This window comes from Roseivirga misakiensis (assembly GCF_001747105.1).
Classification (GTDB): Bacteria; Bacteroidota; Bacteroidia; order Cytophagales; family Cyclobacteriaceae; genus Roseivirga; species Roseivirga misakiensis.
The window spans coordinates 1729972-1754570 of sequence record NZ_MDGQ01000005.1; the positions used below are offsets into that span (position 1 = coordinate 1729972).

11 protein-coding genes are annotated in these 24599 nt (G+C 39.5%); 2 read left to right on the forward strand and 9 right to left on the reverse strand.

Features of this window, described 5'->3' with window-relative positions; genetic code table 11:
* From BFP71_RS15065 to BFP71_RS15105, 9 genes are all read right to left on the reverse strand, one after another.
* Positions 1-2400: an ABC transporter permease gene (locus tag BFP71_RS15065; protein WP_176723374.1), complete on the reverse strand. Its 2400-nt coding sequence runs from the start codon at positions 2398-2400 to the stop codon at positions 1-3.
* On the reverse strand, positions 2393-4774 hold the full coding sequence (locus BFP71_RS15070; RefSeq protein ID WP_069836270.1) for an ABC transporter permease: 2382 nt from the start codon (positions 4772-4774) through the stop codon (positions 2393-2395). The genes BFP71_RS15065 and BFP71_RS15070 overlap by 8 nt, the downstream gene beginning before the upstream one ends.
* 3 nt (positions 4775-4777) lie before the next feature.
* The gene (locus tag BFP71_RS15075; protein ID WP_069836271.1) at positions 4778-7141 is read right to left on the reverse strand and encodes an FtsX-like permease family protein; all 2364 of its coding nucleotides are present in this window, start codon (positions 7139-7141) and stop codon (positions 4778-4780) included.
* A 17-nt stretch (positions 7142-7158) separates the two neighbouring features.
* Positions 7159-9525 carry an ABC transporter permease gene (locus BFP71_RS15080; protein WP_069836272.1) on the reverse strand — a complete coding sequence of 789 codons (2367 nt, stop codon included), beginning with the start codon at positions 9523-9525 and terminating at the stop codon, positions 7159-7161.
* A 4-nt stretch (positions 9526-9529) separates the two neighbouring features.
* Positions 9530-11926 (reverse strand): ABC transporter permease, encoded by a 2397-nt coding sequence (locus BFP71_RS15085; protein WP_069836273.1) that lies wholly within the window; start codon positions 11924-11926, stop codon positions 9530-9532.
* An 8-nt stretch (positions 11927-11934) separates the two neighbouring features.
* Positions 11935-14295, reverse strand: a complete 2361-nt coding sequence (locus BFP71_RS15090; protein WP_069836274.1) for an ABC transporter permease — start codon at positions 14293-14295, stop codon at positions 11935-11937.
* A 12-nt stretch (positions 14296-14307) separates the two neighbouring features.
* Positions 14308-16677: an ABC transporter permease gene (locus BFP71_RS15095; RefSeq protein WP_069836275.1), complete on the reverse strand. Its 2370-nt coding sequence runs from the start codon at positions 16675-16677 to the stop codon at positions 14308-14310.
* Positions 16678-16830: 153 nt separating this feature from the next.
* Positions 16831-19218, reverse strand: coding sequence for an ABC transporter permease (locus BFP71_RS15100; RefSeq protein WP_069836276.1), 2388 nt, complete (start codon positions 19216-19218; stop codon positions 16831-16833).
* Positions 19219-19315: 97 nt separating this feature from the next.
* A complete protein-coding gene (locus BFP71_RS15105) occupies positions 19316-21676 on the reverse strand; it encodes an ABC transporter permease (RefSeq protein WP_141719775.1) in 2361 nt (786 codons plus the stop codon).
* 195 nt (positions 21677-21871) lie between these two features.
* Here BFP71_RS15105 and BFP71_RS15110 point away from each other — a divergent pair, with 195 nt between their 5' ends.
* Both BFP71_RS15110 and BFP71_RS15115 read left to right on the forward strand, forming a co-directional pair.
* Positions 21872-23248 carry a sigma-54-dependent transcriptional regulator gene (locus BFP71_RS15110; protein ID WP_069836278.1) on the forward strand — a complete coding sequence of 459 codons (1377 nt, stop codon included), beginning with the start codon at positions 21872-21874 and terminating at the stop codon, positions 23246-23248.
* A complete protein-coding gene (locus BFP71_RS15115; RefSeq protein WP_069836279.1) occupies positions 23238-24581 on the forward strand; it encodes a sensor histidine kinase in 1344 nt (447 codons plus the stop codon). Before BFP71_RS15110 ends, BFP71_RS15115 begins: the two co-directional genes overlap by 11 nt.
* The last annotated feature ends 18 nt before the right edge of the window (positions 24582-24599 follow it).

Genomic DNA, 24599 nt, shown 5'->3' on the forward strand with positions numbered 1-24599 from the left:
TCAATTTTCTCGTAAAGTGTCTACTGGGTTTTTTCGGGTAAATTTCAGCATGCAGAAACAAACTGTTAAAAGCCCTAACACGGACATTCCGACTGCTACCTTTATAGGAATAGCACTGGTCAGTTCAATTCTATGAGTGAATTCGTTGAGCCATTGACTGCCTAAAGTCCATGCCAATGGCACTCCAATCAGTAATGCCAATAACATGGAGTATTTAAACTCTCTTGAAATAGCACCGAAAATGTCTTTGTAGTGGGCACCCAGTATTTTTCGAATACCGAGCTCCTTTATTCTGGATTGAATATTTAAGCTCGTCATTCCAAATAATCCAAAGAATGAAATAGCCACACTGATCACAGTAAAGAAGAGTAGTGTATTTCCCGAGGCTTTATCCTTTGCCAACATGCGCTCGTAACTTTCATTCATAGCGGCATATTCGAATGGTTCATCTGGGATTAAAGAATCCCAAACTCGATTAATGCTGGCAATAGCTTTATCTTGGTTAGTTGGAGCAAGTTTAATGCATGCTCTGAATAACCTTTGCTGGTTTCTACGGAGAATAATTGGTTTATCCGCATCTCTCAGTGTTCCCGATTGGAAATTCTTGATCACGCCTATAACATTGAGTTTTGTTTCGTACTCTCCTTTTCCATTTGTAATGATTGGCAATTCATCAAAAGACTCAATTCCCATTAGTTTTGCCGCAGCCTGATTGACGAGGATGGAGTTATCATCTGTCGACAAATCATCGTCTAGATTTCGACCGGCTAGTAATTCGATACCCATAGAAGGAATAAACTGATCATCGATACTCATGTGATACATGCGTACCGTGGCGTCAGGAGACTTGCCTGGCCAGCTATACCCTGTACTTGAATTAAAGATATTGATGACATTACTATCGGTGAATGAGATCGATTCGATCAATGGTTCTTTCTTTAATTCATTTAAGAATGACTTACCAGTATCTCGATCGAAAATATCAACAGAAATCATGGTATCTCTCTGAAAACCAGGATCCTTTACTTGCATAAATGACACTTGACTGTAAACAATCAGCGCAATGATGCCAATGGATAGGGTTATAGTAAATTGAAGCACAAGCAAGATCTTGCTCAGGCCAACTTTTGACCTACCCATGTTAATCTTACCTTTCAAAGACTCAACTGGCTTGAACTTGGAGATAATTAAGGCAGGGTAAAACCCAGATCCAACGACTAAGAATAGCCATAAACCAAGTGTAAAACAGGCGAAATTGAAATAACCAAAAGCCAAGACCATGGCATTTACATTAAAGTTTAGGCCGGTCAATGAAGTTATAGATTCGTCCAATACTTCCACGAGTATGACACTTAGAACAAGCCCTATCGACACTTGTAAAGCCGATTCTGTCATAAACTGAACAACCAGATTTCGTCTGGAAGCACCGATCGACTTTCTAATACCAATCTCCTTTGCTCTTTCTAAAGATCGGGCTGTGGACATATTGAAAAAGTTAATACAAACCAGCAGGATGATGAGAAATCCGATACCAGAAAGTATAAACATATTTGACTTGCTTACCTGGCCAGGAATGTCTCCAAAAGCCACAAAGTCTTGCATATGAATATCGGCAAGTGGCTGTAGTTTTAATTCATATATCCCTCCCATATCATATGGGCTATTTTCAACAACCAGGTCCTTTATGCGCGTATCAATTTGTTCAGGATCGACGCCTTCTTTTAACTTCAGGTAAGTAAAACAATTTGCATTGCCCCATTCCTGATCAATTGGTTTATGGCCAAGACTTGCCACAACATCCATACTGATGAGATACTCAGGTCTAAAGTGGTTGTTAGGCTGTACATTTTTGAAAACTCCACTAACCGTAAGCTTCAATGGCACATCGCTATTACGTTTATTTAGCTCAATCACTTGACCAATGGCAGAGGTATTAGAGAAATATTTTTCACTTAAGGCTTCCGATATAATGATAGATTCTTTTGCTTTTAGCGCTTCATTCTGATTGCCCTCTACAATCTCGAAGCCAAGAATATCTAGTACCTCAAAGTCGGCATAGTATCCATTTCGCTCTCTAATGAGTTTATCGGCTACTTTGAAAACTTTAGGTGCGCTACGTTGCACTCTAGCGGCTTGGTCTACCTGATCTACTTGTGTATCTAAATAAGGTTTAATGGCAGTTTGGATAATAACTCCTCTTTCGTTGTTATCCCTAAGATTGGTCACCCGATAAACGGATTCATGTTCATTTATCTGTCTATCGAAACTGAATTCGTGAATTACATAAGTCCCAATAAACAAAGCACAGACCAGACCGAATGTTAAACTGGCAATATTGACAAGAGAGAACAATCTCTTCTTGACTAAATTTCGTACAGCACTTTTAAGATTCTTATTCATAGTGAAGGTCATTAATAGGGTTTCTTTTGGCGGACCTAATTGTTATTGAAGACACTGTGAGCCAGGCAATTAAAAAAGTTACTAGGACTGGTATCGCAAAAAGTGTGAAAGTGATTTCAATACGATTTACATAGTCTTCAAGAAAACGCTCAATGATAAAATAAGCGATAGGTATGGCGATTATTATCGATAAGATTAATAGTCGCATAAACCCTTGGTTTAACATGAAAAGGAGTGTTCTAACTGGTGCTCCCAGCACCTTTCTGATACAAATTTCTTTTCGCCTTTGGGTAGCAGAAAAGCTAACTAGCCCCAAAAGACCCATCACGGCTACTACTATGGCAAGGATCGATGAATAGTTCAAAGTCTTGGACCACAACGCCTCTTTTTTATACAGGCTTTCATTGTAAACATCCATAAAAGTGATAGCAGTAGGCGAAAAAGGGAGTATTTCTCTCCACCTATCATTGATAGATTGGATGACATCCGAAAGTTTACCTTCCTGATACCTAACATAGATGTTATCGACGAGGTATCGGTTACCTACATGGCTTTCGGCCTTTAGAATTACAGAATTAATCTTTGACTTCGCCGAATAGACCTGGATATCACTGATTACCCCCACTATTCGGTATTTATCATCGTCGATGGTCTTGCCAATAGGGTTATCGAATCCTAATGAGTTCACTAATGACTCATTTAGGAGCACAGGAATTGATGGATTATTCTCGTCTGGTTTCATAAGGTCAGCACGTGTAAACGCCCTCCCTGCCACTAAATCTATCTCCAAAGTATTCAGATAATCGGGATCGGCATTGCTAATCGGGATGAGTATTCTTTGACCATCCTCATCTTCGAGGAACATGGCTTCAGAAAAATCACCTACAGCGCCAATAGCGGTAATATTTGGGTTTTTCGATAGCTCGTTTTTAAACCGCTCAGCAATAGCTTTTGAGTCATCTTGGGGTATTACCAATTTGATCAGGTTCTCATCATTATAACCTTTATCCTTATTGACCAGAAACAAATGTTGCTTATTGATCGAAACTGTGACGATCACAAAAACAATGGCAATCAGAAATTGAAAAGTGACCATCGATTTGGTGAGTAATTGCTTACCACCTATGCTTATTCCTCCTTTGAATACTCTTGTAACTTTTAGTTTTGATAAAAAGAACGAAGGATAAATTACCGATAACAAGGATGCAAAAAGGACACTCGCGAAGCATAATAGCAATATTGACTTATCATGGGTGAGACCTCGATTAAACTCCTTATCTATGATAGTTTCGAAAGATGGAAGGGCAATTTCTGCTAGAATAACACCCAACAAAAATGATATGAGGCAAATTACTGTGGCCTCGAAAAGAAACTGTGAAATAAGCTGCTTTTTACCTGCTCCGATCGTTTTTCTTACCCCGACCTCTTTGGCTCTTCTAATAGAATTTACGAATGTAAGGTTAGCAAAATTGAAGCACGCCACTATTAGAATTAGAACCGCGATACCTGAGAGGATATACGATTGGCTGATATCATTTTTGCCATTACTTCCTTCAAAGTGTACATCTTTTAATGGAAGCAATCCACTGTCATTTGCCCTACCCATTTCTCCAGTATCTGCACTCTCAGGGTTGCGCAGGTTTCTGACTTCTCGCATTTTGGCAAGCACACTATTGAGATCAGCGTTTTCGTCGAGTAAAAGAAATGAAGATATAGGAGTGATAAACCAAGCATTCATGGACCATTGGTCTTTAATGGTTTCTAGCTTGGTCCATGACATGAGCATGTCGAATGTAAAACTTGAGTTAGATGGGTGGTCGGTGATGACCGCACTCACTACAAAATCTTCAAACCCCTTCCCTACGTCAATCCTTAAGGTTTTACCTACTGACTTCGACGTTCCAAAGTATTTATTCGAAGAACTCTCCGTGAGTACAATAGACTCCAAATTGGACAGTGCTTTATCAAAAGCACCATCTACCAATTCAAAATCGAATATTTCAAATAGCGATTTCTCTGCAAAGGTCAATCGTTTTTCATCTATATATTCCTCATCCAGATTTACGGTTGCCCCTTCGTTTCTTAATCTGGCAAAAGCTTTTACTTCTGGTATTTCTTCGCCAAATGCTTTGGCTTCAGGATATGAGCTCGCATGCATGACTCTTTCCTGACCCTGAAAGTTAGAAATGGTGGTAATTCTATAGATATCGGCCTTATTTGCATGCCAACTATCATAAGTCAATTCATCTTTGACGAACATGCTTATAAGCAAACATCCCGCTATTCCTAAGGCTAAACCGCTAATATTTATAGCAGCATAGGCCTTATTTCTCAAAAGGTTTCGAATAGCAGATTTTAGATAACTTTTTAACATGGCTTATTCATTTCTAAGTGAAACAACTGGGTTTAGTTTGGCTGATTTGAGTGATTGGTATAATTGAATTATCCATACCGAAATGATTAGAAAAACTATCGGCATGGCGAAATAAAGCAGGTTTAACTCAATTCTATTGGCAAAGGCTTGGAGCCATCTATTGCTATAGATGTAAACTATTGGCATCACGAATACTGCAACTGCACAAATCAAAAGCGTAGTACTACTATTCAGCATCCACACGATTTGTCGAACTTCAGCACCAAATACTTTTCGAATTCCTATTTCCTTCAGTCTAGTTTCAGCCATAAATACAGAAAGTCCGAAAATGCCCAAGCTGGCTATAAAAAGCGCCAATAAACTGAATAGACTAAAGGCTTGGCTTAACTTTTCTTCGGCTTCATATTTAGCAGCAAAATGATCTTCTAGGAAAGTGTATTCGAAGGCGGAATATGTAGCGTAGCTATTGAAGATTTTTGCAATTGTTCGAAGTACTTCAGATGCATCGCCATTATATCGGATGTAAACATTAGAGAATTCGCCTCGATTTCCCTGAGTAGTCGTAAACATTAATGGTTCTACCCTTTCTTTTGCCGTTCCGTAAATAAAATTCTTAACGACACCTGTCACCTTATTTACTTCCAGGTCCATTAGCCTTTTATTGAGGCCAGAATCCCAATTCATGGTGGATAAGGTAGCTTCATTAACAATTAGTGCTCCTCTGGTTTCACTTATCGGTATATCTTTAAAAGTAGTGCCCTCAGAAATTTGCATCCCCATAAGCTCAAAGAACCCTCGCTCTACTCTTTCATAAACAATCGGCAAGTCTTCTTCACTGCCCTCAATATCCGTTTCAATTTTTCTTCCTCCACTAAAAATATTGAAGGAACTTCCTACAACGCCTGATATTTGAGGTGAACTCAGCAGGTCGTTCTTAAAATTCTGATAAGATTTCTGAAGGCCTTCATCCCTTAGTGGTACCGTAATCAGATTATCCGTGTTAAACCCTACATCCAAATCGCGCATGTACTGATATTGATTATACACTATTCCAGTCAGTGCCATTAGCACCAAGCAAATAGCGAACTGTAAACCAACTAGCGTGCGCCTAAAACTGCTCTTATGGGACTTATTTCGAATGCTTTTTAGCGGTTTAAAACGCGAAAGAAATAAAGATGGATAGATTCCTGCAACCAAGCCTACTATGATCGTAAAAGCCAAAAAGTATAGATATGTTGAAAAGCTTCCGTAAGGAATTTGGACTGACTTACCAGTGTAACTGTTAAAATAAGGCATGGATATTTCTGCCAAACAAACGGCTAGCACAGTTGAGAATAAGGACATGGTGATGGACTCCACTAAGAATTGTTGGACTAACTGGCTTCTGTAACCTCCTAGTACTTTTCTTACCCCAACTTCTTTAGCTCTTTTTGAAAATCTAGCCGTAGAGAGGTTTGTGTAATTGACTACTGCAACTATTAATATGATCAAAGCAATAGCCGCATATAGGTTTACGTAGGCCCGCTCCCCTTTAGGTTTGAAATAAGATGTATTCCAGTCAGATAGGTAAATCTCGTCCAATGGGACAAGCTTAATTATCACTTCCCCAGTATTAGGCGCGATAGCTTTCTCAATCTTATCCGCAATCAGTTGAACATCATTAATAGGTTGGTCAACCTTAATATAAGTTGGGAAACTACTGATATCCCATTTCGTTAAATCGATCTTATAGTTGAAAATCTTAAAAAACGTAAGGTCTCTCACGTTATTAAATGAGATAAGGTAGTCGAGCGCTAAATGTGAATTTTTAGGCAAGTCTTTGAAAACTGCGCTAACGATAAAGTCTTTATAACCTACAATTTCAAATGTCTTACCGATCGCATTGGTAGCATTTCCAAAAACCTTATTGGCTGCTGATTCTGAAAGAATAATATCATTTTCTCTTAACTCAAATCCTTCAGTTTCGGCATCCAAAAATTCGAAATCAAAGAAGTCGATGACGGTATTATCTACCGAATGTATCTTGGGTAAAATGAAATCATTTCCAACTGCCGATACCTCCAAATCTCCTCTTACCCCTATTCTAGCAAAAGACTCGATCTCCGGTATGGCCTCTTTGGCCAATGGTCCTAAAGGTGCCATAAGTCTGTCTGGCCCATCACTCACTCCAACCGAGTCAGTCATATAAACCTGATAAATCAGGTCTTTATTCGGATTGGAAGCATCGTAATTATATTCATTGTTTACATAAACAATCAGGACAATAAAGCACGCCATACCAATAGCTAGCCCAGTAATATTCACTATTGCATGAAGTCGATCTTTTCGAATGTGACGTAATGAGATTTTGATGAAGTTGTATAGCATTTGACCTTGTTGTTTTACTATTCGTTTCTCAATGAATTGATCGGGTTTGTTCTAGCCGCTCTGTAGGATATAAAGACCACGGTGAGCCATGCTATGACTAGCGACATGGCCATTACTACTAAAATTTGTAGGGCAGAAAAGTTGACGTGATAGACAAACCCATTAAGCCACTGCCCCATTAAGTAGTAAGCAAATGGTGCCATAATAATCATTGCCAGTAATGGTAGAAGCAGTGATTTCATGGTAAAATTCACCAGTATGCTTTGAATACTAGCACCTAAAACTTTGCGTATACCGATCTCTTTGACACTTCTCTGCGCATTGATAGAGGTAAGACCAAACAAGCCAAGGCAGGATATAGCAATGGCGATCAGACCGAAAATTGTGGCTAGCTGTTGGATTAGCAGTTCACTCTGATACATCTGCTCGTGTTCTGCATCTAAAAACTCATACTCGAATACAAAACCAGGCATAAAATCGGCATATGTATCCTCTAATTTCTTAAGCGCAGCTTTTTCTTGACCTGGAGCTATTTTAATTGTCACATAATCACTGTTATCGGCATAATTGACAATAATCAGTGGTTGAATTTCTTCATAAACAGAAGCGATATGAAAATCTTTAATTACGCCTATGATCTTGGTATCGACGCCCCAAAATTGAACCGGCATACCAATAGGGTTTTCAACATTCATCCCTCTAACAGTCGCCTCGTTCACCAAAACGCCTAAATTATCTGTTTCTATTTCTGACGAGAAGTCTCTACCAGCAACTACTTCTAGGTTCATGGTTTTAACAAAATCCACTTCTGAGAAAAGCAGCCTAAAACTTGTTTTGTCTACTAACGGGTCCTTTCCCTCCCATTCAAAATTTCCTGTAGCCGAGCCTATATTCAAAGGATTGCCTCCAACAAGAGTTGCTGAAGTAATACTCGGGCTTTTGAGCAATTCCGCCTTGAAGCTGTCATATCGTTTTAAGAGATCTCCGTGGTTGTAAAGCTTCACCACGCCTTCTTTATCAATATTGGCTTTACCATTGAGAATAAAGTCCACTTGATCGTTGACCACCCAAGTAGCAAAAATTAAGAACCCAGCGATTGCGAATTGAAATACAACAAGACCTTTTCTAAAGGTTCTTCCAGTACCCGAAGTCCCTTTTACATCAATTTTACCTTTTAAGGCCTTCACTACTTTAAAACCTGACAGTACCAATGCTGGATATATGCCCGATACTAACATAGTGAAGACGGCCAGACTGGCTAATATGAGTAGTAAATTTCCATCTAACCAATTGAGCGTTATCGCTTTACCCGTAAGATCATTAAATGGGCCTATAAGTACTTCTACCGACACGATGGATAGTAGAAATGCGATAAGTACGATTAAGCCTGATTCCGTCAAGAATTGCTTGACCAAAACGAGCCTTGAAGCGCCTGTCACCTTCCTTACCCCTACTTCTTTTACACGTTTAAATGCATCTGCAACCGATAGGTTGATAAAGTTGATACAAGCGATGAAAACGATGAAAACGCCAATAATTCCTAGCAACCGAACGTATTCAATTCTTCCTCCGCTCTGAACACCATTTTCATAATCTCCTTTGAGGTAGATATCATCGAATGGCTTTAGAAATAGGGAAACACCGTCACCACCATTATTCTTTTTAATGAGATCGCTGATTTTATTGTTCACCACATTTTGGTCGGCATTTGGAGCTAGTTTTACATAAGTGCCGATGCCTGCATTGCCCCATTTCATGATCCAATCATTCTCCTTGACCCAGTGTTCCATAGAAATGGCAAACCCAAACTCGAATCGACTATTCTTTGGCGGATCAGTTACAATTGCCCTGACGATAGCGTCTCGGCTATTATCAATTTTTACGATTTCACCGATAACATCTACCCTTTTGAAGAGCCGCATGGCCATACTTTCTGTAAGAAATATATCCCCACCAGTGGCTAAAGATTCCTCCTCAAGTTTTCCCTTAATGATCGGATAGTTAAAAACCTGGAAAAACTCCTCATCAGCCATAATACCAGTTTCTTTGATGCTGATGTTTCCTACTGTCAATTGATGAACTCTTTCATCTACCCGAAGCGCTTTTTCCACTTCAGGGTAGTCACTGTCCAACACGTTTTTGATTTGCCCATTTTGATTCCAACCAGTGGATATTTCTCCATTGTTGTGCTGGTTGTTGGTCATAACGATGTGAATGAGCTCACTATCCTGATGGAACCCGTCGTAGTTCACTTCATCGTTAATCCATAGAAAAATCAGTAAGCTAGTGGTGAGACCGACCATTAACCCAAATACATTTATCAGCGTAAATTCACGCTTTTTCAAAAGGTTTCTGAAGGCTATTTTAAAGTTAGTTTTGAGCATTTTACTATTCGTTTCTCAGTGAATTAACTGGGTTTGAATTGGCTGTTTTAAATGACTGAATGGAAATGGTAATGACTGCTATACCCAATGTGATGATCATAGGAATAAGGAATAACATGACACCAATATTGATTTGATCGGCAAAATTTTCCAGCCAACTTTCCACTAAATAGTAAGCGATCGGGATAGTGAATACAAATGACAAGAGCACAAGCTTGGAGAAGCCTGAATTAAGCAAAAACACCAATTGTGACACTGAAGCGCCTAAAACTTTACGTACACCGATCTCTTTTTCACGCTGCTGAGCTGCTAAATGGGCTAAACCAAATAGACCTAGACAAGAGATGGCAATAGCTAATAAGGTAGAATAAGTAATTACTTGTTTCCATCGTTTCTCCTCCGCAAAAGTGTTTTTGTTTTCCTCTTCGATAAAAGCAAAACTCAAAGGCTGATAAGGATCTACTTTTCTCCATGCCTCCTCAACTGCTGATTTGATGTTTGACAAGTAATCAGGATTATACTTAATCGTAAGGTTTTGATAGTCATTATTTAATCCCGGCGAAAAGAATACCATCGGCATGACATTATTCTTCGCGGATGCATATTTGTAATCTGGTATAACCCCGACGATTCGGGCGCGATCGGTTCCTCCGCCATCTCCAACAATCTGGCCTATTGCTTCATTCAGGTCGACATCGATTTCTTCCAAAAACCTTTCGTTTACCAAGACATTCTGCAATGTATCTTGCGTTCTACCGTAGTCATCGCCCGTATCTTTCAACCTTCGGCCTGCTAAAAGTGGAACTTCAATCATGTCAAAATATGCGTCTTCGGCACTAGATGTTAAGGAAAAGAATTTATTACCAGCCAGGTCAAATTCAGAGCCGCTTCCATAACCCTTTGTCAATGCCATTTGCTCAATTTGAGGGTTTGACATCAATTCGTTCTTTAACAATTTGCCATTCTCGCCATTACCATTTAACGAGACTCTCACTTGATTTTTATCGTTGTAGCCTAAATCGACTGTGAGCATATGTTTGATCTGGAGATTCATGGCAATTGTTCCAACTACCAGTATACCAGCCATAGTAAATTGCAGCAGAACAAGTCCTTTGGAAACGTATCGTTTGCCTGCCAACTTGGCCTTACCATTGAGACTTGAAATGATAGGGAACCTTGAAATGGCAAATGACGGATAAGCTCCTGCCAGCAAGGCCGTAAAAATGACAAGCAAAAAGCATGAACCGATGAGTGTTGCATCACTCATTACGTTTCCAGCAAATTCTTTGTTGACCAAATTGCCAAATCCGTTCAGGAAGAATTCAGCCATAATGAGGCCCAATACAAAGGAGATAATAGACACATATACTGCTTCGCTTAAAAACTGAAAAGCGAGTTGTTTCTTTAGTGCACCGAGCACTTTTCTCACCCCGATTTCTTTGGCCCTTGGTAATGACCTAGCCACTGTGAGGTTTGCAAAATTGATACACGCCAAAACCAGTATAACAATGGCAATGAGTGACAGTATATAGGAAGAATTTGGATCGTTGGCCGCTTTTATACCAGCGGACCCACTGTTAAACTCTTTACTTAAATGAATATCAGTGAAAGGTTGGAGCCCATTGACCACACTTCTCGCAAAGGCCTCATCTTCTCCTGGGTTAAGGCGTTCGCGGACTTCTTTGATTTTTTCGGCTACGGCTACAGGGTCTGCCCCTGCTCTTAATTGTAGAATTGAAGTTGAGCCGATGCTTCCCCATGGTCGGGTAACAGGTCCTTGAAGTGCCTCATGCTTCTTCCAAGGGAATACAAACTCTAAGCGTAGCGATGAATTTGTAGGTATATCATTAATAACTGCATCAATAATGTATTTTTCTAACTGTCCTTGAAGTCTAATCGTCAATTCCTCTCCCGCGACATCTACTCGACCAAAATACTTCTCCGCGTTTTCCTTGGTGATAACTACACGATTTAGTTCTTCTAAAACGCCATCTAGCGAACCAGACAACACCTCGAAATCAAACATTTCAAAGACGCCTTGGTCACTAAAAACTACTCCAAACTGGCGAATAAAGTCTTCGCCTTTACGGACAATCGCAGCTGTGCCAGAGAACCTTGTGAAATTCTCAATCTCAGGAATCCGTTCGGCGAACTCCTTAGCTTCAATTTCACTAGTGGCTCCCATTTTCATGGTACTTCCACCAAACTCTAATTCAGAAGTGAGTCTGTATAATACATCTGATTTTGAATGATACTGATCAAATGTGACCTCATCTTTGACATACATGAGAATGAGCAAACAACAGGCGATGCCCAATGCTAATCCTGTAATGTTAATGAAAGAATAGCCTTTGTGTCTGGCAAGATTTCTAAATGCGATTTTGACGTAGTTCTTTATCATATCTTCAACTATTCGTTTCTTAATACATCCACAGGGTTCTTTTGAGCGTTTTTGTGACCATTCAATGAGAGCACAAAAACAGCTAGGAATAGCACAACAGCGCTAGAGGTAATGAAATAGGTAGTTAGACTTTCAACTCGGTAAGGGAAACCTTCCAACCAGCCAGATATCAGCTCATAGGTTACAGGAATAGATAGCAGCAGAGATATGAGCACTAAGCCTAGAAACCGACCATTAGATAATTTCAACAGGCTTAAATAATCGGCACCCAACACTTTTCTTATGCTCAATTCGCGCTCTCTAAATTGACTTTCAAAAGTGGCAATGGTAAACAATCCAAGAAAGGCGATGATTACTAGCATGGCCGTTAAACCATTGAAAATAGTCAGTAATGTTGCCTCCCTTTTAAATGCGTTTGCATAAAAAGTGGCCAATTCTGTCGTTTTAAGTGGCTTTTGAACGTTCTGATCTTTCCACAGCTGTTCCAGTTGTGCCATAACAACATCCTTCTCACCTGCCCTAAACTTGAATTGTAAGTTTCTTATTTCCTCTTTATTGATCGTTAAAATCACCGGGGAAATTTCAGATTTCACACTAGCTACATGAAAATCCTTAACCACTCCGATAATCTCAAATCGATCAATCTTCTTACCGATAATGTCTTCTATCCCTACCGACTTATAGGCGGTTTCATTGATAATTGCTGCATTTTCGAGTCTAGATTCTGGAATATCGGCAAAGGTTTGACCCTTAATCAATTCCACTTCCATTACTTCATTAAAATTCAGATCAACTGGACTCGTACGGAACAATGCCTGCGTTTCTTCCCCATCTTTGATCACTGGGAGAAACATTCCCATCATACTACTTGGCAATGAAGACCCTGTGACTGCCGAAATTTGAGGTATTCGCTCCAATTCAGACTTCAACTGTTCATAGCGCCGTCCAAATCCATTTTCATAGAGACCAATGCTAAAGACATTCTCAGTATTATAGCCTATATCTTTGTTAATCATATATTTAGCCTGTCCTCTTATGATAAATGCACTTGAAAGTAGACCAGCACAAATCACAAATTGAAAACCCACAATAAGTTTTCTAACCACCGATCGGTTCACATTAGGCAGGCTGCCTTTGAGTAAGCTAGATATATTAAATGAGGAGGAAACTAGTGCAGGATAAATGCCCGATATTAAAACGACTAGTGCTAAAGCTCCGAATGGTAACAAGAGTAGCTCAGGCTGTTTTATAAAGGAAAGATCTAATCTTTTACCTAGAATTTGATTTACATCTCCTAGACTCAATTCCACGGCAATGATGGCAATAACCAAGGATATAATAGCAACTAGCGCTGTTTCGCCAATGGATAGTAAGATCAGCTTGGCCTTGCTAGCACCAAGTACCTTTCTGATAGCCATATCTTTGGTTTGGGCAAAAGAACCAGCAATTTTTAGGTTCACGTAATTAAAACAAGCAACCAGAAAGAGTAATGCACCAACAATTGAAAAAATGTAGATGTACTTTCGATCACCTCCGAAAACGGGTCTCTCCCGTCCGTTAGCTCGACCATCTAGGTAGAGGTCACTAAATAAGTCGAACCCTACAATCATAGGTTCATCGAAAGGTTGATTTCGTTGGTAAATTTCGTCTAGATCTTTCGTCAGGTCTTCAATTGAATAATTATCACGCATGAGAACGTAATTTTTACCCCATCCTAGCTGCCAGTTACCTTTATAACTTGAATAGGGATGCGCATTTAAATCTGCATAAATGATCAAATCAAAACGCAGGTGTGAATTGCTTGGAATTGGCTTCAATACACCAGATACACTATAAGTACCTTTATCTTTGAGGGTAATAAACTCACCGATTGGGTTTTCTTTACCAAAATGCTTTTCAGCCAACTCAGCCGATATGATTATATCTTTCGGATCGTTCAGCGCATTTTTCTCGTCACCAATCTTTAGGTCAAAATCGAAAACATCGAAAAATGTAGGCTCAGCTGCATATATTTTTCGAGAGTCGAAAGTCTCCCCCTTTACTTCATAAGTCTTCAAAAAAGAGAAACTCTCAGTCACTACTTCTGCCAAGTTGACAACAGTCTCTACTCCTGGAATATCATTCAACAGGGCGTTATGTACTGCGAATGGCGGGCTTGTATAACTAAACCCATTGGCTACTTCTCTACCAAGCGATGGCAGGTAAATTCTATCTGAATTTTCATGCCATTTATCGTGTGTCAGTTCGTCCCTAACATAAAGCGAGGAAACTAGGAAACAGAACATCCCAAGCGATAGGCCAAGAACATTCACAAAGGTGAATAACCTATTGCGTTTGAGGGATTTAACTCCGTTGGTAAAGAACTTCATATAGTTTTACTTTTAATCGTTTCTTAAAATGTTTGCTGGGTTCTTTTGAGTATTGAAATAACTGTAGGTTCCTAGAATAATCGCAGCAAGTATGATGACTGCACCAATGGAAACCAGAAAATACGGCACCAAATTTTCTACCCGATATGGGAATGAAGCCAACCAGTTAGTGATAAGTGCATATGATACTGGAATAGAAACCAACACGGCTATCAAAATCAACCAGCTAAACTTTTTATTCAACACCCTGATTAGGCTGAAATAACTAGCGCCTAACACCTTACGAATGCTCATTTCCTTTTCCCTGAGTTGGTTTTCGAAGGTTGCCAAGGCAAATAAGCCTAGAAAAGCCACCATCATGAGAAGTCCAGTCAATAGATCAAATATGTTTACAAGGCTCTCTTCTTTGCCGTAAGAATCTGCAAAGTAGTCCTCTACCTCCTCCAATTCAATGGTCTGATCAGGAACAAGGCCTTTCAATGCGCTTTGGACTTGGGCTGTCACTGCGGCACGATTGCCTTCTTTAAATTTGAACTGAAGATTTCTGATTTGCCCCATCTGATTATCGATCAGGATTGGACCAATCTTGCTTTTTCCAGAACGGTAATGAAAATCTTTAACAACTCCCGTGACCACTTTCCCCTTCATAAGCTCTCTACCGATAGGGTCGCCCTCCCAGCCCAATTGCTTTAGAGCGGTTTCGTTGATAATTGAAGCGGCTTTTAATTCAGACTCGGTTAATCCATCAAAACCACTACCATGGATAAATTCTAGACCGAAAATCTCATTAAAATCGACATCGGCGGCTCCATAAAAGCAATTCAGGTTTACCTTTTCATCTCCATTTTCAACCTCCATCATGATTACGGAATTGAGGTTTGGAAGCGGAGAACCCGTAACCTTTTCTATTTGCGGTATTCTTTCTAACTCATTTCTGGCCTCCTCATACTTCTCGAAAAGTCCGGCACTTGTTAGGTTAAGGCTAAGAATATTTTCCTCGTTATAACCTAAATCCATATTCATCAAGTGCTTGGCTTGTCCCCTAATGACTAAAGCACTCGATAAGAGTCCAATACAAATTAGAAACTGAAAAACGATTAAGGCCTTTCTAAAAATTGCTTTGGTCGACTTGGGGTTTCTCCCCCTTAACACAGAAGACAAACTAAATGCTGAGGCTGTAAATGCCGGGTAAAGTCCAGAGATCAGCACGACAAACGCCAAAACGCTTAGCGGTATCCAGAGCACCGAAGGTGATCCAATAAAGTCTAAGTCCAATTGTTTCTCTAGAAGCGAGTTAATTGAAGGCAGAGTGACTTCTACAGAAACTAGCGCAATAACTAAGGAGAAAAGGGCTAAAAACAACGTTTCCCCCATTTGAAATAACACTAAACGTGTTCTACTAGCTCCAATAATCTTTCTTATGGCCACATCTTTTGATCGGGCAAATGATCGAGCTGTCGTTAAGTTGATATAGTTAAAACAAGCGACCAGTAGTAGTAAGCCACCAATTAAGGAGAAAATGTAGATGTATTTCATTTGGCCGCCAAACATGGTACTGCTTGAACTTCTCATCGTGGCGCCGTTCATATATAAATCAGAGAAATTGTTGTAAATGTATTTCCCTAAAAGTTCTGAACTATCTCTAGCTGCCAACACACGTTTTGTATCTTCTAATAAGTTATCTGGGGAATAATCGGCACGTGCTAGAATGTAATTGAGTCCAGATCCAGTACGCCAATCGTTATAATTAAAATCGTAAGGAGCAGCATTTGGGTTGATAAGGGCTAAGAATTCAAATTGTAAATGAGAGTTTGAAGGAATTGCTTCAAGGACTCCACTAACCCGAAAAGTACCTTTGTCCGACACCTCCACAAACTCTCCGATTGGGTTTTGATTCGGAAAATGCTTTTGTGCCATTTCGGCGGATAAAATGATCTCGTCCGTCGACGTTAAAACAGTTTCGGTATTTCCATATTTCAGGTCGAAATCGAATACTGAAAACAAAGAAGGCTGGGTGTAAAAGAAGGCTTTCGATTTAAAATCCTCCTCTTTGATCGTATAATTAATAGTCTGTGCTAAACTGATATTAACCGCGTCAATAATTCCCGGCAAATCCTGCTTCATAGCATCGCCCAATTGAACGGGAGGAAACAGGTTAAAGGATTCACCTGTTCCACCGAAACTCATCTCAATCTTAGGCATGTAGATGTTATCTCGGTTCTGATGCCAGTTATCGTGTGTTAATTCATCCTTGACATAAAGCGTCGTGATCAAGAAGCAGTACATACCAAGGGTCAACCCGATGATATTGACTGCAGCAAAGAACCTTTCCCTTTTGATGCTTTTAATTCCTGATTTATAAAATCGACCTAACCTGTTCATGTTGTTGAGTTTTTCTTTGGGCTAATGCTGATTTTCATTTCAAGCACCATACCAAAGTTAAAACCCTATTAATCAGGTGGTTAATAATATAATGATTAGACCATTTATCCGCAGGCGAACTGTTGTGACCGCCAGCGGACGGTAACCCTTCTTCTATTCAGTTCTCAAGGAATTTATCGGGTTTGTGGTAGCCGATTTATAAGACTGAAAAGCCAGTATTGCCCAAACGATCACCAACAAGAAGATCAGTGGGGCAATCAGCGTTAAAGTGTTCAAGGAGATATGGAAAGCGAAAGTGGCAAGCCAATCGCTCATTACATAATAAACGACAGGTAAAGTAACCACAGCTACTAAGATCATTAGTCTAGTTACACTACTATTCAAAATCCAAATGATATGACTTACGCTAGCGCCCAAAATTTTTCTAATACCGATTTCTTTTATCCTCTGCTCAGCCATGAAAATAGATAGACCAAAAATCCCTAATCCGGCAACAAAAATGGCTAATAGACTAAAAATCGAGAATACATCCGAAAGCTTCTTTTCCTGAGCGTACTTTTCTGCAAAGTGATCATCCAAAAACTTGAATTCAAATGGGTAATCCTTTGAAAATGATTCAAAGGCGCCTTGAATATGACTAAGTGCAGCTTTCACATCACCACCGTTTATTTTGATGTAAACATGGTTAAAGTCTTTTTCACTTACCAACATCGCTGCTGGCGCAATCACATTCTTGGCCGAACCATATAAAAAGTCATTGACAACTCCTGTAATCGAAGCACCGAATAGCTTTTGATCCAATGGCGAGTCCCACCCAAACTTTTCAACGGCGATCTCATTCACAAACATGGCAGACTTCCGTTGGCTATCTTCCATTTGATCGAATGGCACGCCAACCTTAACACCGATATCCATTGTTTTAAGGAAGTCCGACTCGACGGTCATGTAGCTGATTGTTTGACTTTCCTCAAAGCCCTCTATATCAGCAAATAGGCTCATATTACCATTAAAAACAGAATAAGAAACGCCTGAAGCAGCCATGATTTCAGGGTTTTTAAGTAGCTGATCCTTAAAGATTGCATAGTTGTCTTTCAAGTTTTTGTCGTGTAATGGCACACCTAAAACTTGATCTTTATCAAAACCTAAGTCTAAACTTTGCATGTAATTAAACTGACTGTAAACGATCGTGGTAACACCAATAAGCCCTAGGCAAACAAAGAATTGAAAGCCGACTAGAACCTTTCTAAAAGACGCGCCACGGGTTCCTCCAGAAACACTTCCAGACAAGACTTGAATCGGGTTAAACTTTGAGAGGTAAAGCGAAGGATATATACCAGACAGTGCTCCTACAATTAGAACAAAGGAAACCAATAAAAAATATGTCTCGATAGCTTCATAGGCTATTCCTAACTCCTTGCCAATAAAGGAATTAAGCGCAGGTAAGGATACTTCAGTAATACATATGGCTACCAACAATGATATCCCTGTCATAAACATGGACTCAATAAAAAACTGTGCCGCAATTTGAAAACGGTAACCGCCCACTGTTTTCCGAATACCGACTTCTTTAGCACGTTTAGCATGCCGTGCTGTGGCCATATTCATGTAGTTAATGACTGCCACACCAAGAATAATAAATGCAATGATCAAATAAAGCTGTGCATTGGAGGCCTCTCCTTTCCTATCGAAATAGGCCTTGTTTAATTCTGAAAAGTAAACCTCATTAATTGGAACAAGCTTAACTAAATCTGAAGGTCTATGCGGTCGTATTGCTTCTTGAAGCTTTAAGGCGATTGTCTCTTTTTTGAAGCTCCCTTCTTTCAGTTTAACGTATAGTGGAAACGCTGAAACAACACCCCAATCTTGAACTGAGGGTGTTTTACGACCTGACGAACCGATTAGATCGGGATTCATACCCATGGCCTTGTCTGCGTTTTCAAACGAAATCAAGTAATCGAAATCCAGATGTGAATTGTGTTTTAAGTCTTCGAAAACACCACTGACGATCAATCTTCCAAAATCCACTATTTCCACTTCTTTGTTGACAGCAGCTTGTACATCCCCAAAGAGCCTGATAGCTTCTTGTTTCGATATCACAAGGTTTTCCTTGGTGCTCAGCGCATCTTCCTTAGAACCCACCAGTAATGGAATTGAAAAGAAGTCGAAAACCTCAGCATCAGTGTAGTATATTCCGTCCACAGGGTACTTTTCGCCCTGCACAGTTTTGAGCACTTTATCACTCATTCTGCCAAAGCGAATGGTTTCCTTGATTTCAGGCACCATTTCTTCGAAAAGTGGACCAGTCGGTGCCATGGTCTGCATATAATACTCACTTCGCGTGCTAGAACTATCCTTTAAATAGACCTGAAATATGCGATCCTTATCGCTGTAGTGCTCATCAAAACTAAATTCGTTTTGAACAAAGAGTGTGAGCATAATAAAACAGGCCATCCCTACCGAAAGGCCTAAAATATTGATAAGACTATAAGACTTATTCTTCCAAAAGAATCTTAGGGTAGTTTTAGCGTAATTCTTGAGCATGACCTTAGTTTGTTTTGTTTTTAAATTAAAAATAAACCATTCACAGTGTCGCGAAGATGCCACACCTGTGAATGGAGTTTGTGTGTGACTATTAGGACTATTCTGCTCTTAAAGCATTGACTGGGTTAGCTTTAGCTGATTTGTAGGCCTGGTAGAGTAGTATACTCCATAGTACTGCTAGTAAAGTCAGTAATGGTAGTATAAAATGCACCGGACTTAAGTCTATTCTAAAGGCAAAGTCTTCGAGCCAGCCACTTGTGAAATGAAATACCACAGGTATGACCAATAGTGCCACTAGGAGTACTAACACGGTTATTCCACTATTTAGCAACCAGACAACCTGTCCAATTTTAGCACCTAGCACTTTTCTAATGCCGATCTCTTTCACTCTAGACTCAGCAATGTAAATTGATAAACCTAAGATGCCTAAGCCGGCAATAAAGATCGTCAGGACACTAAACAAACCGAAAACCTCTCCCAGCCGTTTCTCATCTTCGTATTTATCCGCAAAGACATCGTCAAGGAATTGATAGTCAAAAAGATATTCTGAATCGAAACTGACAAGTACCTTTTCTATATCGGCAAGTCCTTTCTTTATATTGTTACTCACTTTAATGTACAAGTAGCTATTAGCATCGCTGGTTTGCGTAATCACCACAGGCCTAATTTCTTCCTTGGCCGACTGATAGATAAAGTCTTTTACAACGCCAACTACTTTATTGTTACCCAAAACAGTTTTACCAAGTGGGTCGTCAATTTTCATTTGTCTCACAAAGGCTTCATTGACCAAAACCGTTTTCTTTCTTTCACTTTCTGGCAAATCAGAAAATAGCTTTCCATCTGCAATCTTTACTTCGAGCAAATCCATTAAGCCAGATTCGACAATCATCAGAGAAGAATTAACCTTCTCTTTATCAACAGTAATGTTTAAGTTGACTGTTCCTCCACTTATTGGGCTAACATTTGCGGCTTTAATAAATTCAATATTTGGCGATTTAGCGATTTCGGTCTTGATACTTTTTACAGATTTCGACAACTGATCGCCTTTCAACTCCACTACCATCACTTGATCAGTAGTAATGCCTAAATCTAAGTTATTCATATACTGATATTGTGAGTAGAGGATATAAGTTGCCGACATTAGTGATAAGCAAATGGCAAATTGAACCCCTACGAGCACCTTTCTGAATACACTTTTATCCTTCCCACCGTTCGATTGGGTGAGACTCTGTTTAGCGCTAAATCTAGAAAGGTAAAAAGCTGGATAAATTCCTGAAATAGTTCCTATAAGCAGTACAGTACCCACTAAAAAGAAATATGTTTGGATTGAACCAAAGTTAACGTCGATCAATTTGCCTGTGTACTCATTAAAATAAGGCATGGCTATTTCGGCAAATACTACCCCTATGATCATTGCAAAAAAGGTGATAGTAATCGACTCCACTAAAAATTGAAATATTAACTGATTTCTGTGTCCGCCGATCGTTTTTCGTACCCCAACTTCTTTGGCTCTTTTCGAGAATCTGGCAGTAGAAAGGTTCATGTAGTTAACAATGGCAATAAGAAGTAAAACCATGCCAACGCTGATGAACAAATTCAACTCTTTACGATCGCCAGCTGATTTAAAGAAGCCCTTATACCCTTCGTAAAGGTAAATATCATCTAATCGCACATATTCGACTTCTTTTTGACCTACATGAGGTTCAAAAACCTTTTGAGTCTTTTGTGATAATAGATCAATATCTCTTTCTCCATCTAACATCACAAAAGTTGTAAAGGAACTTAATTCACCCCAATTCATTGGGTCTATATCTATGGCAAATGGAGCTCCATAAAAGATTAGATCTTTAACCAAGTCAAAGGATACCAGGGAATTGAATTCCAAATGTGAATTTCCCGGCATATCCTTATACACCCCGATAACTTGAAGTTCATCTAAATCATCTGCTTTTATAGTCTTTCCTATGGCATCATTTACATCGCCATATAAGCGTAATGCTTCTGTTTCGGCCAAAAGTAGGTCACTTTTATTGAAAGTGTTTCTAGGTGCCTCGCCCGCAATGATTTCTATATCAAACATCTCAAATGCTGACGCATCAGTGAAATACAAACCATCAAGTTTGAATGACTTGTCGTCCGTAACTATAGTGAGGTTAGGTCCACCGCCAAATCGTACAAACTTAGATACTTCAGGAACTTCTTCCATAATGGCTGGCCCCATAGGTGCTTCGGAAGCGTAGCTAAATGGACCGTTTACCAAACTACTATCGGCAAGGTATAATTGATAAATATCATCCTTGTTTGCATGAAATTCATCGAAATTCGTTTCGCGATTAACAAAGAGTGCCAAGAGTATAAAACACCCCAACCCTAGCGATAATCCGAAGACGTTGATCAAAGAATATATCTTATTACTGCTGAATTGTCTTATTGCGATTCTGAGAAAGTTCGTAAACATATTTTTAAGATTTGACAAATCCTTTTCAAGCACCGTACCAATTTTAACCACCTGATATACAGTGTTTTAAAATCATTCAATATACTTGCGCCATCCGCAGACGAACTTTACCGTCCGCTGGCGGACGGCTACATTTGTTTGTATATTCACCCTTATTCTAATTTGTATCAAAGTACAATTTAAGCATTCAATAATATGAACACAGGGCGCATTTTAGTAGTAGATGATAACGAGGATTTGCTCAAAGCCGCAAGGCTCTTCTTAAAACGACACTTTGGACAAATTGACTTGGAGAAAGATCCCACACTACTTCCCGATTTACTGAAAAATGAGAGTTACGATGTCATCTTATTAGACATGAACTTTACACAGGACGTAAACTCAGGTCAAGAGGGATTTCACTGGTTGGATAAAATACTCGAAATAGATCCTTCTGCGGTTGTCGTTCTAATTACGGCATTTGGATCTGTAGATATGGCTGTAAGAGCCATCAAAGCTGGTGCTTCTGATTTCGTAATGAAACCCTGGGAAAATGAAAAACTATTGGCCACGCTCAATTCAGCCCTTCAATTAAAATCATCTAAAACCCAAATTCAGCAACTCAAAGATCAACAGGAGATTCTAAAAGCAGACCTCGACGAGAAATTCAAGGACATTATTGGTCAATCTCCCAATATGATTCAAGTTTTTGATACGATTGACCGCGTGGCCGAAACGGATGCCAATGTTCTCGTATTGGGGGAAAATGGTACAGGAAAAGAGTTGATCGCCCGTGCCTTACATAGAAATTCTAAGCGTGCCGATAATCCTTTCATTAGTGTAGACTTGGGTGCCATTTCAGAAAGTTTATTTGAATCGGAGTTGTTTGGGCATGTAAAAGGATCTTTCACCGATGCTAAAACCGATCGGCCTGGTAGATTTGAAATTGCGAATGGAGGAACACTTTTCTTGGACGAAATCGGAAACCTTACCCTCCCACTTCAAGCCAAGCTACTAACAGCCATTCAAAACAAAAGAATTAGCCGTGTCGGCTCAAATCGAATCATCGAAGTAGATATTAGACTGATTTGCGCCACTAATATGCCGCTGTACGACATGGTCCAGAATAGTGAATTCAGGCAGGATTTATTGTACAGGATTAATACTATTGAGCTGAGACTGCCGGCACTTCGTGAACGTGTTGAAGACATTCCTATACTTGCCGAGCATTATCTTAAACAGTACGCGAAGAAGTACAATAAGGACATCTATAAGTTCAGCGAAGCGGCTATAAAACGCCTAGAAAAGTACCAATGGCCAGGTAATGTCCGTGAGTTGCAACATGCGGTTGAGCGCGCTGTAATTATGAGTCGAGACAATGTGCTTCAACCTGAGGACTTCTTTTTCAATACCCCTCAACAACCGAAGGATAATAGCGATATTAGTCTAGAGCAATATAATTTGGAGGATGTAGAAAGAATCTTGATCAGAAAGGTTTTAGCTAAACATAATGGAAATGTTACGCATGCTGCTCAGGAATTGGGATTAACCAGATCATCGTTATACAGAAGATTAGAAAAATATGGGCTTTAATCGGTTTAGGCTTTTTGTTCTTTTACGCGTTATCGTGCTTTTTTTGACGGTAGCAGCCTTCGTTTACCTCATTTTCTTCGATAAAAAATACGTCACTACAGTGGTGACTGGCTTCTTAATCATTTTCGAGCTATTCGAGCTATTCAACTACATCGAGAGTACCAATCAGAAGCTTACACGGTTTTTTGACGCCATTAAGTATAATGACTTTAACATGAGTTTCACTCATGACAATAAGCTCGGAAAGACATTCAAAGCACTAAACATTGCCTTTAAAGAAGTTATAGATGCTATTTTATTGGAGCGACAGAAGAGAGAAGAGTTTTTCCAAGAACTCCAAGTCGTCATTGACAATATAGCCTCGGGGATTATTTCCATTGACCATGAAGGCCAAATAAAACTAATCAACCGATCGGCTATTGAACTACTTGGTTTAAGCCGATTGCGACATTCTAGGCAAATGACCGTGAAAGTAAGGGAAATCGCAGAGATCATAGATGTGCTAAAAGACGGTTCTAGAGCGATTTACAAGTCTCCAGATGGCAGAGAACTAGCGATTTTTGAAACCTATTATAAACTTGGGCAAGATTCCTACAAACTCTTATCGATACAAGACATTAAAGCAGAATTACAGGCACGAGAGCTCGAGGCATGGCAAAATCTGACCAAAGTACTCAGACATGAGATTATGAATTCTATCGCCCCTATTTCTTCTCTCACGGCTACTTTGACAGAGATTATTTCAGAAGATGTTAAAAAGGAAGAAACTAGAAATATTATTTCTCACGAAAGTCTCGAAGATGTAGAAGAAGGTTTGAAGACTATTTCTGGCAGATCGGATGGCCTGATCAACTTTATTAATGCCTATAGAGATTATACTAATCTTCCTACGCCAAACAGGGTTGAGATTTCGGTCAATGATGTTGTGCAGAACACGGTAAACTTGATGAAATCTGATTTTAAAGAGGGTCAACTCAAAGTGAAGCTGCCAAAAGTGCCAGAATTCTTGATGCTCGACGAGCAATTAATAGAACAAGTTTTGATTAATTTGATAAAAAATGCTCGAGAGGCGGTAGAAAGTGTTGCCGATGGTTTGGTTGAAATTGAGGTTAAAATCACCAATCGCAAGACTTCGATCATCATTAAAGACAATGGACCTGGAATAGTAAAGGAAGCTCAGCAAAAGATTTTTATGCCATTCTACTCTACCAAAAACAGAGGTTCTGGCATTGGTCTAAGCTTATCCAAACAGCTCATGCAGCTTCACGACGGTGATATATTACTTGAGAGTGAAATTGGCAAAGGCTCTAAGTTCATCCTGGTCTTTCATTAATTTTTATTAGAACAAACG

What these genes read in the sequence shown, in the direction of transcription:
- BFP71_RS15065 (WP_176723374.1), bottom strand. Translation starts at nt 2,400, where the DNA reads ATGAATAAGAATCTTAAAAGTGCTGTACGAAATTTAGTCAAGAAGAGA.
- BFP71_RS15070 (WP_069836270.1), bottom strand. Translation starts at nt 4,774, where the DNA reads ATGTTAAAAAGTTATCTAAAATCTGCTATTCGAAACCTTTTGAGAAAT.
- BFP71_RS15075 (WP_069836271.1), bottom strand. Translation starts at nt 7,141, where the DNA reads ATGCTATACAACTTCATCAAAATCTCATTACGTCACATTCGAAAAGAT.
- BFP71_RS15080 (WP_069836272.1), bottom strand. Translation starts at nt 9,525, where the DNA reads ATGCTCAAAACTAACTTTAAAATAGCCTTCAGAAACCTTTTGAAAAAG.
- BFP71_RS15085 (WP_069836273.1), bottom strand. Translation starts at nt 11,926, where the DNA reads ATGATAAAGAACTACGTCAAAATCGCATTTAGAAATCTTGCCAGACAC.
- BFP71_RS15090 (WP_069836274.1), bottom strand. Translation starts at nt 14,295, where the DNA reads ATGAAGTTCTTTACCAACGGAGTTAAATCCCTCAAACGCAATAGGTTA.
- BFP71_RS15095 (WP_069836275.1), bottom strand. Translation starts at nt 16,677, where the DNA reads ATGAACAGGTTAGGTCGATTTTATAAATCAGGAATTAAAAGCATCAAA.
- BFP71_RS15100 (WP_069836276.1), bottom strand. Translation starts at nt 19,218, where the DNA reads ATGCTCAAGAATTACGCTAAAACTACCCTAAGATTCTTTTGGAAGAAT.
- BFP71_RS15105 (WP_141719775.1), bottom strand. Translation starts at nt 21,676, where the DNA reads ATGTTTACGAACTTTCTCAGAATCGCAATAAGACAATTCAGCAGTAAT.
- BFP71_RS15110 (WP_069836278.1), top strand. Translation starts at nt 21,872, where the DNA reads ATGAACACAGGGCGCATTTTAGTAGTAGATGATAACGAGGATTTGCTC.
- BFP71_RS15115 (WP_069836279.1), top strand. Translation starts at nt 23,238, where the DNA reads ATGGGCTTTAATCGGTTTAGGCTTTTTGTTCTTTTACGCGTTATCGTG.